The 13,242-nt window shown below is 55.5% G+C and carries 15 protein-coding genes; 6 read left to right on the plus strand and 9 right to left on the minus strand.

Annotated elements, in window-relative coordinates:
* Positions 1 to 6: 6 nt before the first annotated feature.
* Positions 7 to 1,197, minus strand: a complete 1,191-nt coding sequence (gene punC, locus ACMWLG_RS02985) for a purine nucleoside transporter PunC (protein ID WP_045401390.1) — start codon at positions 1,195 to 1,197, stop codon at positions 7 to 9.
* A 114-nt stretch (positions 1,198 to 1,311) separates the two neighbouring features.
* Here punC and punR point away from each other — a divergent pair, with 114 nt between their 5' ends.
* Positions 1,312 to 2,223, plus strand: coding sequence for a DNA-binding transcriptional activator PunR (gene punR / locus ACMWLG_RS02990; RefSeq protein ID WP_023311350.1), 912 nt, complete (start codon positions 1,312 to 1,314; stop codon positions 2,221 to 2,223).
* A gap of 18 nt (positions 2,224 to 2,241) precedes the next feature.
* On the opposite strand, the gene purR is transcribed toward punR, so the two are convergent.
* Positions 2,242 to 3,267 (minus strand): HTH-type transcriptional repressor PurR, encoded by a 1,026-nt coding sequence (gene purR, locus ACMWLG_RS02995; protein ID WP_023335431.1) that lies wholly within the window; start codon positions 3,265 to 3,267, stop codon positions 2,242 to 2,244.
* Positions 3,268 to 3,564: 297 nt separating this feature from the next.
* Here purR and ACMWLG_RS03000 point away from each other — a divergent pair, with 297 nt between their 5' ends.
* A complete protein-coding gene (locus ACMWLG_RS03000) occupies positions 3,565 to 3,654 on the plus strand; it encodes a YnhF family membrane protein (protein WP_008500596.1) in 90 nt (29 codons plus the stop codon).
* Between the two features lie 163 nt (positions 3,655 to 3,817).
* Positions 3,818 to 4,984 carry an MFS transporter gene (locus ACMWLG_RS03005; protein WP_414762950.1) on the plus strand — a complete coding sequence of 389 codons (1,167 nt, stop codon included), beginning with the start codon at positions 3,818 to 3,820 and terminating at the stop codon, positions 4,982 to 4,984.
* A 38-nt stretch (positions 4,985 to 5,022) separates the two neighbouring features.
* Here the strand turns inward: ACMWLG_RS03005 and sodB are convergent, their stop codons facing one another.
* Positions 5,023 to 5,604, minus strand: a complete 582-nt coding sequence (gene sodB / locus ACMWLG_RS03010) for a superoxide dismutase [Fe] (protein ID WP_023311353.1) — start codon at positions 5,602 to 5,604, stop codon at positions 5,023 to 5,025.
* A 122-nt stretch (positions 5,605 to 5,726) separates the two neighbouring features.
* On the minus strand, positions 5,727 to 6,500 hold the full coding sequence (locus ACMWLG_RS03015) for a C40 family peptidase (protein ID WP_023311354.1): 774 nt from the start codon (positions 6,498 to 6,500) through the stop codon (positions 5,727 to 5,729).
* A gap of 338 nt (positions 6,501 to 6,838) precedes the next feature.
* Here ACMWLG_RS03015 and grxD point away from each other — a divergent pair, with 338 nt between their 5' ends.
* On the plus strand, positions 6,839 to 7,186 hold the full coding sequence (gene grxD, locus ACMWLG_RS03020; protein WP_003832760.1) for a monothiol glutaredoxin 4: 348 nt from the start codon (positions 6,839 to 6,841) through the stop codon (positions 7,184 to 7,186).
* Between the two features lie 44 nt (positions 7,187 to 7,230).
* Here the strand turns inward: grxD and rnt are convergent, their stop codons facing one another.
* The 5 genes from rnt to eptA form a co-directional block, all read right to left on the minus strand.
* Positions 7,231 to 7,881 carry a ribonuclease T gene (gene rnt, locus ACMWLG_RS03025; protein ID WP_023311355.1) on the minus strand — a complete coding sequence of 217 codons (651 nt, stop codon included), beginning with the start codon at positions 7,879 to 7,881 and terminating at the stop codon, positions 7,231 to 7,233.
* Positions 7,882 to 7,977: 96 nt separating this feature from the next.
* On the minus strand, positions 7,978 to 8,385 hold the full coding sequence (gloA, locus tag ACMWLG_RS03030; protein WP_013096923.1) for a lactoylglutathione lyase: 408 nt from the start codon (positions 8,383 to 8,385) through the stop codon (positions 7,978 to 7,980).
* A gap of 100 nt (positions 8,386 to 8,485) precedes the next feature.
* Positions 8,486 to 9,583 carry an alkene reductase gene (locus tag ACMWLG_RS03035; protein WP_023311356.1) on the minus strand — a complete coding sequence of 366 codons (1,098 nt, stop codon included), beginning with the start codon at positions 9,581 to 9,583 and terminating at the stop codon, positions 8,486 to 8,488.
* A 53-nt stretch (positions 9,584 to 9,636) separates the two neighbouring features.
* Positions 9,637 to 10,236: a TetR/AcrR family transcriptional regulator gene (locus ACMWLG_RS03040; protein WP_045401387.1), complete on the minus strand. Its 600-nt coding sequence runs from the start codon at positions 10,234 to 10,236 to the stop codon at positions 9,637 to 9,639.
* Between the two features lie 41 nt (positions 10,237 to 10,277).
* Positions 10,278 to 11,903, minus strand: a complete 1,626-nt coding sequence (gene eptA / locus ACMWLG_RS03045) for a phosphoethanolamine transferase EptA (RefSeq protein WP_045401382.1) — start codon at positions 11,901 to 11,903, stop codon at positions 10,278 to 10,280.
* Positions 11,904 to 12,052: 149 nt separating this feature from the next.
* Here eptA and ACMWLG_RS03050 point away from each other — a divergent pair, with 149 nt between their 5' ends.
* A complete protein-coding gene (locus ACMWLG_RS03050; RefSeq protein WP_008500587.1) occupies positions 12,053 to 12,292 on the plus strand; it encodes a DUF1289 domain-containing protein in 240 nt (79 codons plus the stop codon).
* A gap of 48 nt (positions 12,293 to 12,340) precedes the next feature.
* The gene (locus tag ACMWLG_RS03055) at positions 12,341 to 13,237 is read left to right on the plus strand and encodes an aldo/keto reductase (RefSeq protein ID WP_045401379.1); all 897 of its coding nucleotides are present in this window, start codon (positions 12,341 to 12,343) and stop codon (positions 13,235 to 13,237) included.
* Positions 13,238 to 13,242 lie beyond the last annotated feature (5 nt).

Below are 13,242 nucleotides of genomic sequence, written 5' to 3' on the forward strand. Positions count from 1 at the left end.
GCGCGATTAGGCATGCGAGGTTTCTACCTGCGTGCTCTCACCCTGCGCGGAAGCCTGCATGCGATAGCCTATGACGGCCAGCGCAACGGTAGCCAGCATCACGCTGGTTGTCGTCAGCAGCGGCGTGGCAATCAGCGCGGAGACCACCAGGCTTGCCAGGAAGCACAGCCCCAGCTGCAGGGTGTTCTGCAGCGCAGCCGCGCGGCCTGTCGCCTGCGGGAACGGACGCAGTGCCTGGGCTACAACGATAGGGTAGATCGCCCCGTTGGCGATGGCCATCACGCAGAATGGAATCAATATTTCGGCCAGACCCGCGCCCGGAATAAAGCCAACGGCCCAGGTGCCGATGACGCTCAGCGCATAGAGCACCAGCAGCCACGGCAGCATCTGCTGGCCTTCCCATTTTTGCAGCGCCGCGCGACAGCCGTACCCGCCCACCAGGAACGCGATGGTCTGCGGAACGTAGCTCAGGCCAATGGCCGCCGGGCTATAGCCCATATCGTGCAGAATAAACGGCGAGCCGGTCAGCCACGCGAAGAAGCTTGCCGAGCAGGCGGCATAGATCAGGACATTCCCGCGATACGCTTTGGCGCTGAGCAGGGAAGTAAAGGTAATCGGCTTCGCGTCAGTATGCGCTTCTTTTTTATGCGCGGGCTTGAGGGCGAACGCCGGCAGCATCAGTACCAGAGTAATGGCAAACAGCGTGGCGAAAATGGCCTGCCAGTCGAAATGCGCGAGGATCCAGCTGCCCAGCAGGGGAGCGAGGGCAGGTGAGAGACCCACCAGCGGCATAATGGTGGCGAAAATACGGTTTGTGCGGTTAGCCGGGTAATAGTCGGTGACCAGCGCCTGCCAGGTCACGGCCGCGGCACAGACGCCCACGGCCTGAATAAACCGCAGCACCAGCAGCCAGGTGGCATCGCGTACCCATAACATTCCCAGGCAGCCTACCGCAAAAATGGCCAGGCCCAGCAACAGTACCGGTTTACGACCAAAGCGATCCGAGAGCGGTCCCCAGAGCAGCTGAGCGAAGGCAAAGCCGGCGAGGAATAAACTCAGGCTGGCGCTGATGGCGGCAGCAGGCGTTTGTAAATCTTCCTGCATGGCGGCAAACGCCGGCAGGTACATATCGGTGGCCAAAAAGCCCAGCACGCTCAAGCCGCCGAGCCAGACTAAAAAACCGTTCCTGGGTTGCACTGTTTTATTCTCCTGAGGAGGCAGGTATACATTGGCGCTGAGTGTAGGGAGTGCAAAGCCGCTTGTGAAACGCTAATATTTGGCGGATGCATTCAAAAATTTTGCAGGCAGAAAATGTGGTCAGATTATTCTCTTGAAGTGGTCGATGCTGTTGCGCGTAACGGCAGCTTTAGCGGTGCGGCGCAGGAGCTGCACCGCGTCCCTTCGGCCATCAGCTACACGGTGCGCCAGCTGGAGGAGTGGCTGGCGGTTCCGCTATTTGAACGGCGGCATCGTGATGTGGAATTAACGCCCGCAGGCGCGTGGTTTTTGAAAGAAGGGCGTTCTGTTATCAAAAAAATGCAGATCACCCGCGAACAGTGTCAGCAGATCGCTAACGGCTGGCGGGGACATCTTTCCATCGCGGTGGATAACATTGTTAAACCCGAGCGCACCCGGCAGATGATCGTCGATTTCTACCGTCATTTTTCTGACGTCGAGTTGCGGGTCTCGCAGGAGGTGTTTAACGGCGTCTGGGATGCGCTGGCGGACGGCAGGGCAGAGATGGCGATTGGGGCCACGCAGGCGATCCCGGTCGGGGGACGTTACGCTTTTCGCGATATGGGAATGCTGAGCTGGAAATGCGTGGTGGCAAGCGATCATCCGCTGGCGGCGATGGAAGGGCCGCTGAGCGATGACACGCTGCGCAACTGGCCGTCGCTGGTGCTGGAGGATACGTCCCGTTCATTGCCCAAGCGTATCACCTGGCTTCTCGACAACCAGCGGCGGGTGGTGGCCCCTGACTGGGAATCGTCGGCGACGTGCCTCAGCGCCGGGCTGTGCGTCGCGATGGTGCCCGTTCATTTCGCGCGTCCGCGCATCGATACCGGAGAGTGGGTTGAGCTGACGCTGGAGAATCCGTTCCCGGATGCGGCCTGCTGCCTCACATGGCAGCAAAATGATGTCTCGCCTGCGATGGCCTGGCTGCTGGATTATCTGGGAGACAGCGAAACGCTGAACCGGGAATGGTTACGGGAGCCAGCGTAGCTGGCCCCCGTAAAGCGATTAACGACGGTAGTCGCGGAACGGACCATCCGCAACGGAACGGCGTTCGATAAGACGCGGGTGAACTTCAATGGACTGCGACTCTTCACGCTTGTTGACGATTCTGTCCATCAGCATGTTAAAAGCCGTTTCGCCCAGCGAGTCTTTTGGCTGGTGAATGGTGGTCAGCGCCGGGGTGAAGAAGCGCGCGTTACGCACGTTGTCATACCCGATCACGGAAATATCCTGCGGTACGCGCAGGCCCAGCTCGTCGGCAGCGCAGAGCGCGCCCATGGCCATGATGTCGCCTCCGCAGAACACGGCGGTCGGACGGTGCGGCTGGGAGACGATCTGCTGCATCGCGCGGTAGCCCGATTCCGGCTCAAAGTCGCCCTGCACAATCCAGTTTTCCGGCACGTTGATCAACGCTTCTTCCATCGCTTTCATAAAACCGGCCAGACGGCCCGCGCCGGTGTTGCGCTCCAGCGGACCGGGGATCACGCCAATCTCGCGGTGACCGCGTTCGATCAAATAACGACCGGCCATATAGCCGCCTTCAAAGGCGTTATCGATAACGGAATCGGTGAAGTCTGCGCGCGCTTCGCCCCAGTCCATCACCACCATCGGAATATGGCGATACTCTTCCAGCATCGACAGCACTGACTCCGGATACTCGGAGCACATTACCAGCAGGCCATCAACGCGCTTTTGCGCCATCATCGACAGGTAGGCACGCTGTTTTTCAATGCTGTTCCACGCGTTGCCCAGAATCAGGGTATAGCCTTTCTGGAAGCAGTTCTTTTCGACCGCTTCAATGATCTCGGCAAAATAGGCCGCTTCACTGCTGGTTGCCAGCAATCCAATGGACTTGGTGTGATTAACCTTGAGGCTACGTGCAACCGCACTTGGCGAATAGTGCAGCTCTTTGATCGCTGCCCAGACGGCGTTGCGCGTCTCTTCCGCCACAAAGCGGGTTTTGTTAATTACATGTGATACGGTTGTAGTGGAAACGTTTGCGCGTTTTGCTACGTCTTTAATTGTTGCCATTAAATGTCACTCCAGACCATATCCTAAGCTCCTGAAAAACTTGAAGGTAAACGTTTGCCTTCTCTCACCCTTATCTCGCAATGTTGAATTGCGGCACGCCGGGAAAACGACACGGGACGTCAGGAGGGGGTCAATGGCCGGTACGCTAATAAATTTAGCGTGGAATTTTGTCCTATCTTGATGAAAAGGGGAAGAGGTAAAGTGGTTATCAGTATAAATCCAGGAAGATTTTTGACGTAATCTGTGCAAAAATGAGCAAGCTCACTTTTCGTGTGGGGATTAAAAGGAGAAAAATTGATGAGTTCCGATCTTAAGTTTTCGCTGTTCACCACCGTTGTTGTGCTGGCTCTGATTGTTGCGGCCGGTCTGACGGCTGCGCTGCACTGATTTACGCGGAGGGAGAGCCTTCTCCCTCCCGACTCCCCGGATTGTTACTTCTCTGGCAAAAATCTTTTGCCATTTTGTTAACTTCTCATTTTTTGTGATTGATGTCATGCTTTCCGCTTCTTTGTTCTGTGTCACCACATGACACGGCATTCGGAGTTGACGCATGAAAATCAATTTTCCCCTGCTGGCCCTGGCGATTGGCGCTTTTGGGATTGGCACCACTGAATTCTCCCCGATGGGGTTACTGCCTGTTATTGCCCGGGGCGTAGATGTCTCTATCCCTGCGGCAGGGATGTTAATTAGCGCCTACGCTATCGGCGTGATGGTCGGGGCGCCGCTGATGACGCTTCTGCTTTCGCACCGCGCGCGCCGCAATGCGCTGATTTTCCTGATGGCGATTTTCACCCTGGGCAACGTGCTTTCGGCCATTTCGCCAGATTACACCACTCTGATGCTATCGCGTATTCTGACCAGCCTTAATCACGGCGCATTCTTCGGGCTGGGATCGGTCGTGGCAGCCAGCGTGGTGCCAAAACACAAGCAGGCGAGCGCCGTGGCGACCATGTTTATGGGGCTAACGATTGCCAACATCGGCGGGGTGCCTGCGGCAACCTGGCTGGGGGAAGCGATCGGCTGGCGTATGTCCTTCCTGGCGACGGCCGGACTGGGCGTGATTGCGATGGTGGCGCTGTTCTTCTCCCTGCCGAAAGGAAGCGCCGGAGAACGTCCGGAAGTGCGTAAAGAGCTGGCTGTGCTGATGCGCCCGCAGGTGCTCTCCGCGCTGCTCACAACCGTGCTGGGGGCAGGGGCGATGTTTACCCTCTACACCTATATTTCTCCCGTCCTGCATGACATCACCCACGCAACGCCTCTCTTTGTGACCGCGATGCTGGTGCTGATTGGCGTGGGCTTCTCGATCGGCAACTATCTCGGCGGGAAATTTGCCGACCGTTCCGTGAGCGGGACGCTTAAGGGCTTCTTAACCCTGCTGATTGTCATCATGGTTGCCATTCCGTGGCTGGCGCGCAATGAGTTTGGGGCCGCGATTGCGATGGTCGTCTGGGGAGCCGCCACTTTCGCCGTGGTGCCGCCGCTGCAGATGCGCGTGATGCGTGTCGCGCACGAGGCGCCGGGACTTTCATCTTCCGTGAATATCGGTGCGTTTAACCTGGGTAATGCCCTGGGCGCCGCGGCCGGTGGGGCCGTGATTTCAGGTGGTCTGGGATACAGCTTTGTGCCGGTGATGGGGGCGATTATTGCCGTGCTCGGCCTGCTGCTGGTGATGATGTCGGGTCGTAAACAGCCTGAAGCAGCCTGCGCTGCGGAATAAACCAAAAACGCAGAAGGGCGAACCCTTCTGCGTGTCTCTTACGCGGCGAAGTTCTTCGCGACAAAGTCCCAGTTAACCAGTGCCCAGAAGTGCTCCAGGTAGTTCGGACGCGCGTTGCGGTAGTCAATGTAGTAAGCGTGTTCCCATACGTCCACTGTCATCAGCGGCTTAGCGCTGGTAGTCAGCGGGGTACCCGCGTTTGAAGTGGACACGATAGCCAGTTTGCCATCCGCCTCTTTAACCAGCCACGTCCAGCCAGAACCGAAGTTCTTGATGGCTGCATCGGTAAATTTCGCTTTGAAATCCGCGAAGCTGCCAAATGCGGCGTTGATAGCGGTAGCCAGTTCACCGGCAGGTTCACCGCCGGCATTCGGCGCCAGGCAGTGCCAGTAGAAGGTGTGGTTCCACACCTGAGCCGCGTTGTTAAAGACGCCACCCTCTGAGCTGCGGACGATCTCTTCCAGCGTTTTGCCTTCAAAATCGGTGCCCTTGATCAGATTGTTCAGGTTGGTGACGTACGTCTGGTGATGTTTGCCGTAATGATATTCCAGGGTTTCCGCAGAAATGTGCGGTGCCAGGGCGTCTTTTGCATATGGTAGTGCAGGTAATTCGAACGACATTGCTTCTCTCCTTATTGTATTTTGTGTTGCCAATAACCACACAGACAACATGGACAGGATAGCAAATTGAAAGGGTATGCAAAAGAGGAACTTACCCTGCCACGGATGTGGCAGGGCAGGGGTTAGCGAATGGTTTTCGGCGTCATCACGCGACGCGCGCCGACGTAGTGGCGTACCCAGTAGTCTTCACTGAGAGAGGTGATCTGAATATCCTGGCCGCTACGTGGAGACTGGATGAACTTCCCGTTGCCGACATACACGCCAACGTGGTCAGCCGTGCCGCGACCCTGAGTGCGGAAGAACACCAGATCGCCGTTTTCCAGCTCACCGCGGTCAACCGGTGAGGCATCGCGCAGGTGGTACATCTCATTGGCGGTACGAGGGATGCGGAATTTGACAAGATCTTTATAGGCGTAATAGACGAGGCCGCTGCAGTCAAACCCGGTACGCGGCGAACTGCCACCCCAGTGATAAGGTTTGCCAATCTGGCCCATCAGTTTGTTCATCGCGGTTTTTTGCGCTTTCTGTACACGCACTTTATGCACTTCAGCTATTTTCGTGACCTTCGTGCATTTCGCCTTGTGGCCTTTACGCGTGATGCATTTTTCAGTAACGAGGTTAGCAGCGGTTTGCGAAGCTTTACTTTTAGCGGAGTGGGCAGTGCGGGAAGGTTTTGTTTTCGTCTTGCTGGAAGCGGTCTGTTTCGTCTGAGCCGGTGTTTTTTTCTTGTCGTTCTTAGCGGTGGTTTTTTTCTTACGTTCTGTGGCTTTCACCAGATGGTTTTTTTGTACAGCAGAATGCCGCGCCTGCTGAGAGGCGTTTGCCACTGGCGTGAAAGTGAGTGAAGTAAACAGTAAAGCACAGAGCGTGATCGAGATTTTATTTATCCGCGCCACTGGGCAGTCCCCTGATAAATGCAGGTCATCAATAATACCCGCGTGTGATTTACAAAGCCCGTCGATTCTAATCTATAAAAACCCAGAAAGTTAATAGCATTTTTCAATCTACAATCGTGTTTCGTTAGCAAGTGCAAAAAAATTCATCGTTCTGTCGCACATTTGCCCACTCCCTAAGCAAAACCCTGACCGCCGCAGGGGTAAACACCATTTGCAATGCAACTTTTCGTGACTCGGGGTAGAATGTATAAACGTGACAAAAATGTTATTTTCCGATGCCAGTCTGAACCGCTACAATGTCAGACGAATGCCGTAACAGAAGTTAAAGGAAGCAAGACATGAGCACCACTATTGAAAAAATCCAGCGCCAGATCGCTGAAAACCCAATTCTGCTGTATATGAAAGGTTCTCCGAAGCTGCCAAGCTGCGGCTTCTCCGCACAAGCGGTTCAGGCGCTGTCAGCCTGTGGTGAGCGTTTTGCTTACGTTGATATCCTGCAGAATCCGGACATCCGCGCTGAGCTGCCTAAGTACGCTAACTGGCCGACTTTCCCACAGCTGTGGGTTGACGGTGAGCTGGTTGGCGGCTGCGATATCCTGATTGAAATGTATCAGCGCGGCGAACTGCAGCAGTTGATCAAAGAGACGGCGGCGAAGTACAAAACCGAAGAGCCGGACGCAGAGTAATTTTCTGCGCAAATAAAAAAGCGACCTGATAAGGTCGCTTTTTTTTATTCTTCGCTGTCGCCCATCGGCAGCGGCCAGCCGCCCAGACGCTTCCAGCGGTTGACGATCTCACAGAACAGCTCTGCGGTGCGCTCCGTGTCGTATAAAGCGGAATGCGCCTGCGTACCGTCAAAAGGTATACCCGCCGTGATGCAGGCTTTTGATAACACCGTTTGTCCCAGGGCCAGGCCGCTCAGCGCGGCGGTGTCGAAGGTCACAAAAGGATGGAAGGGGTTGCGTTTAAGCGCGGCGCGCTCGGCGGCGGCCATGGTAAAGCTGTGATCGAAGGTGGCGTTATGGGCCACCATAATGGCGCGGCTGCAGTTACTCTCTTTCATGCCTTTACGCACCATTTTGAAAATGGCGTGCAGCGCATCATATTCACTGACTGCACCACGCAGCGGGTTATGCGGATCGATACCGTTAAACGCCAGCGCTTCCGGCTGTAAGTTTGCCCCTTCGAAAGGTTCAACGTGGAAATGCAGCGTGGTGTCCGGTGTAAGCCAGCCCTGTTCATCCATCTTCAGCGTGATGGCGGCAATTTCGAGCAGCGCATCGGTTTTAGCGTTAAATCCGGCTGTTTCTACATCAATGACAACGGGATAAAAACCACGAAAACGGTCGCACAGACCGCTAAATTGAGCGTTATCGGACATCAGGGTCTCTTACCAGGGGAAAAAAGCAGAGCGCATTATGGCAAATTTTGCAGGGTGATGCAGTAAAACTACGGGCGCATGTTGCGCCCTGAGGGATCAGTTGCCCAGACCGCGACCCGCGTCTTTGGCTTCAATCAGCTCGATTTTGTAACCGTCCGGGTCTTCCACGAACGCAATCACGGTGGTGCCACCTTTTACCGGGCCCGCTTCGCGCGTAACGTTACCGCCGTTGCTGCGAATGCGCTCACACGCTTCGGCCGCGTTGTCCACTTCCAGCGCGATGTGGCCGTAGGCGGTGCCCAGCTCATAGCTGTCTACGCCCCAGTTGTAGGTCAGCTCGATCACCGCTTCATCCGTTTCCGGGCCGTAACCCACAAACGCCAGCGAGTATTTGTATTCCGGGTTTTCGCTGGTGCGCAGCAGCTTCATGCCCAGGACGTTAGTGTAGAAATCAATGGAACGTTGCAGGTCGCCAACGCGCAGCATGGTGTGAAGTAGGCGCATAATTTCCTCATTAACCAATGGAATAGACTGTCTTTTTGAACAGAAACGATGTTTTAGTATAGCGGCGAAGTATCGCCGCTATCAATGAACAACGGCGAGATTACAGAGAAGGGTAGTCGGTGTAGCCTTCCGCGCCGCCGCCGTAGAAGCTTTCCGGGCGCTGCGGGTTCAGGGCCGCTTTTTTCTGCAGACGGGCAACCAGATCCGGGTTGGCGATATAGTCGCGGCCAAACGCGACGGCATCGATCAGCCCTTTGCCGATCAGATCTTCGGCTTTCTCCGGGGTATAAGCCCCCGCACCGATGATCACCCCGTGGAAACGCTCGCGCACTTTCTGACGGAAAGCGTCCGTGTAAGGCTTACCGCCAGCCCAGTCCGGCTCGGACATGTGCAGATAGGCGATGCCGCGTTTAGCCAGTTCTTCGATCAGGTACAGGGCATCGGCTTCTTCGTTCGGACCGTTGTCGACGTTCTGGAAAGAACCGATTGGAGAGACGCGGATCCCGATACGATCCGGGCTCCACTCCTGGCATACGGCGTCAACCACTTCCAGCACCAGTCGAGCGCGGTTTTCAACGCTGCCGCCGTACTGGTCGGTGCGGTGGTTAGACGACGGTGACAGGAACTGGTGCAGCAGGTAGCCATGCGCGGAGTGCAGCTCAATCAGGTCAAAACCGGCTTCACGGGCGTTGGCCACGGCCTGGCGGAAGTCGTTCACGATACCCGGAATTTCATCCAGCTCAAGCGCGCGCGGCATAGAGGTATCCACGCGGATCGCATTGCCGTTTTCATCACGCAGGGACGTACGGGTATTTGCGCTCAGGGCCGAAGCGGAGACCGGAGCCTGGCCGCCAGGCTGAATGCTGCTATGGGAGATACGACCGGTATGCCACAGCTGGACCGCAATGCGGCCCTCTTCAGCGTGAACGCCCGCGGTGATTTTCTGCCATGCGGCGATCTGTTCCGGGCTGTGAAGACCCGGCGCACCCGCATAACCTTTAGCCTGAGCGGAAATCTGCGTGGCTTCGGTGATGATCAGGCCAGAGCTTGCGCGCTGACGATAGTATTCACCCATCAGTGGAGTTGGGATGTCGCCCGGCTCAATGCTGCGCAGACGGGTAAGCGGAGCCATAAACACGCGGTTTGGCGCAGTGACGGCACCCACTTTTAAGGGGGTAAATAATTTTTCAGCTGACATAAAGACTCCTGAGTAGACCAGTCGACTAGTAGTTGGGTAAATAAAAACGCCTGTTAAATGCCAGGCGCAGTAATGCTGTTTTTCACATGTGCCAGCGCGCTTTCCAGCGGCACGGCACTGCGCGAAATTTTTGCCTGCAGGTTAGCGCCTAGCCAGAGCGCATATAACACCTGCGCCTGGGTTAACGGCTCGCCGGAAAAGGCCAGCGTTTTTTCATCGCGGCCTTTCTCCAGCGCCTGGGCCAGCAGGGCGATAACGCCGCGGGCACCTTTATCCATCGCCGCGCGCATATCTTCAGAAAGATCGCACACTTCTGCAGACAGTTTAACGGTCAGGCATCCGCTAATAATGCCCTGCTGACAGAACTGGTTCAGCGTTTCCTGATAGTAGTTCAGAACACGATCCCGGTAGTTACCTTCACCCGACGCAAAGTGGGTCGCCAGACGCTGGTGGTAGCCAGCATAATGACGTTCCAGCATCGCTACGCCAAAAGCCTCTTTGGACCGGAAGTAGTGATAAAACGACCCCTTCGGAACCTCAGCGGTTTTTAATAGCTCGCTCAACCCCATACCGGTAAACCCGCGATGCATGCAAAGTCGCTCGCCGGTTGCCAGTAAATGTTCGCGGGTATCGTGTTCAGTATTTCTGCTCATGGCCGCACTCTAATAGACCGTTCGGTCTAATGCAAGCGAGTTTACTGACGACATGCGCTCAGTATATCCAGCTGTGGTTGATAAACCGTTGATTTCACGTCCATCATACCCAATACGGTTGAGAATAAATTGTCCTGGGAAACCGCATTTTTTGCTGCATGGTCACGCAAACACTGTTCGTTGATGCCAAAGTTTTTCGCGTAATCCGGTGACAGCCAGAACATAAACGGAATATGCGTTTGCTGCTCCGGCGCCAGCATATAAGGCGTACCGTGCAGATAAATACCGCTTTCGCCCAGCGATTCACCGTGATCTGAGAGATAAATCAGCGCGCTGTTCATGCTAGACTGGCGCGCTTTCAGCGCATCAATGGTTTTGCTGACCATGCTGTCGGTATAGAGGATGGTGTTGTCATAGGTATTGATCAGCGCCTGATGATCGCAATCCTGAATTTCATTGGTGTCGCAGGTTGGGGTGAATTTACGGAAGTTGTCCGGGTAACGGCGATAGTATGCCGGACCGTGGCTCCCCATCAGGTGGATAACCAGCACCGTATCTTGCTTCACGCCATCCAGCACGTTATCCAGACGGTAGAAGTTCACATCGTCAATACAGGATTTGTCTTTGCAGAACTGATCCAGCTGCCACTGCGTCATATCGGTATGTGGCACGCGATCGCAGGCACCTTTACAGCCGCCGTCGTTGTCGCGCCACAGCAGGTTGATACCCGCATGCTTCAGCACATCGAGCAGACCTTCCTGATGGTGAGCCAGGTCGGCATCGTATTTGCTGCGCGTCATGCCGGAGAACATGCAGGGAACGGAAACCGCGGTTTCGGTACCACACGAGGAGGCCTGCGGGAAGTTAATCACGTCCTGCTTTTTCAGTTCCGGGTTGGTTTCGCGCCCGTAACCGTTCAGGGAGTAGTTTGCCGCGCGCGAGGCTTCGCCGACGACAAGCACCAGAACGGTTTTCTTCTGTTGACCGGTAATCAGTGGCCCTTTATGGGCATCTTCACCAATGCGCACCAGCGTTTGATCGCCGGCAAACCAGCGCATCTTGCTGTACTTCACCACGGCGCTGACATAGTTCGCCGGGGTGACCATTTTGACGATGCTTTTGTTATTGCGGAACAGCGATGCGTAATCTTTATAAAACAGCGCGGCAATCAGGATAATCACCAGCAGAGCACCGAGCATCGCGGCAACGCGCGTCAGCAGCGCGTACCACCATTTACCGGTACGAATGCGGGTCAGAGCCAGCACCACGGAAGGCACAAGGCCAGCAATAACAATCCACAGAATCATCTGCGGCGTCACCAGGGCTGTCGCTTCCTGAGAGTTGGTTTCGAACACGTTCACAATCATGTTCTGATCGATCACCGCGCCATAGGTGTACATAAAGTAGGTTGCCGCAGCGCATCCGATCGTCAATACAATCAGCAGCGGCTTACGGATATAGGGGATATTCAGCAGGCTAAAGACAATCACCCAGCCGCAAAACAGCACCAGCGGTACGGACGCGGCAAAGAGGATGTCGTGCAGGTGCGAAGGGGCAATAATGGCCCAGCTGCGCTGGATAAACAGCCCGTTGATTAGCGTAAAAAAGAGTGCACAGCTCAGAGTAAATTTAATATCGTTACATTGTAACTTTTTGATTAACCACATCGATCGGTAAACCCGTTATTGTCATGATGGGCCGAGTATAGAGAGGGAAGATTAGTGAAACCTTAATGCCACAAATCTGTGATATAGGCCTTGCACGTGGTGCGATTAACGTCTTCACTGTAGGTGAGAGGAGCTTTCGGGAGGTGAGTGTGGCAGAGCAGCTGGAGTTTTTCCCCATCCAGAGCCCGTGCCGGGGTATTTGTCAGGTCGATGAACGCGGATATTGCCGCGGGTGCATGCGTACCCGCGATGAGCGTTTTAACTGGCAAAACTTTAGCGACACGCAAAAGCAGGAGGTGTTACGCCTCTGCCGACAGCGTCTTCTGCGCAAAATACGCGCAAACAAAGCGGGTGAAACCGAAGAACCCCAGCAACCTTCACTTTTTTAACACGGTAATTGCGTATACTCATGGCATTACGTCCTTGAGGAAAATGTTATGGTTCAGCGAATTACCCTTGCCCCCCAGGGGCCAGAATTCTCCCGTTTTGTCATGGGCTACTGGCGCCTGATGGACTGGAATATGTCCCCCCTTCAGCTGGCGAGCTTTATTGAAGAGCACCTTGATTTAGGCATCACCACGGTTGATCATGCGGATATTTACGGTGGATACCAGTGCGAGGCCGCGTTCGGCGAGGCGCTTAAGCTGGTTCCTGCGCTGCGCGATCGCATGGAGATCGTCACGAAGTGTGGGATTGCCACCACGGCAAAACCTGAACACGCCCTCGGTCATTACATCACCGACAGCGCGCATATCATCAAGAGCGCCGAGCAGTCGCTGGTCAATCTGGCGACCGATCGTATCGACCTGCTGTTAATCCACCGCCCCGACCCGCTGATGGATGCCGATGAGGTGGCGGAAGCCTTCCTGAACCTGCATCAGAGTGGGAAAGTGCGTCACTTCGGCGTCTCTAACTTTACCCCGGCACAGTTTGCGCTGCTTCAGTCTCGTCTGCCGTTTACTCTGGCCACCAACCAGGTTGAGATCTCCCCGGTACACCAGCCGCTGCTGCTGGATGGCACGCTCGATCAGCTGCAGCAACTGCGCATTCGCCCGATGGCGTGGTCCTGCCTGGGGGGCGGACGCTTGTTTAATGATGATGAATTCCAGCCGCTGCGCAACGAGCTTGAAACCATCGCCCGCGAACTGAACGCGGAGAGCATCGAACAGGTTGTTTACGCATGGATCCTGCGCCTGCCGTCAAAACCTCTGCCTATTATCGGCTCCGGCAAAATAGAACGCGTGCGTTCTGCGCTGGCCGCTGAAGAGCTGGAGATGACCCGTCAGCAGTGGTTCCGCATCCGTAAGGCCGCGCTGGGTTACGACGTACCATAAACCGC

It is taken from the genome of Enterobacter sp. 01-M-02-SI-ECC (assembly GCF_047530595.1).
In the GTDB taxonomy this organism is placed as follows: domain Bacteria; phylum Pseudomonadota; class Gammaproteobacteria; order Enterobacterales; family Enterobacteriaceae; genus Enterobacter; species Enterobacter cloacae_M.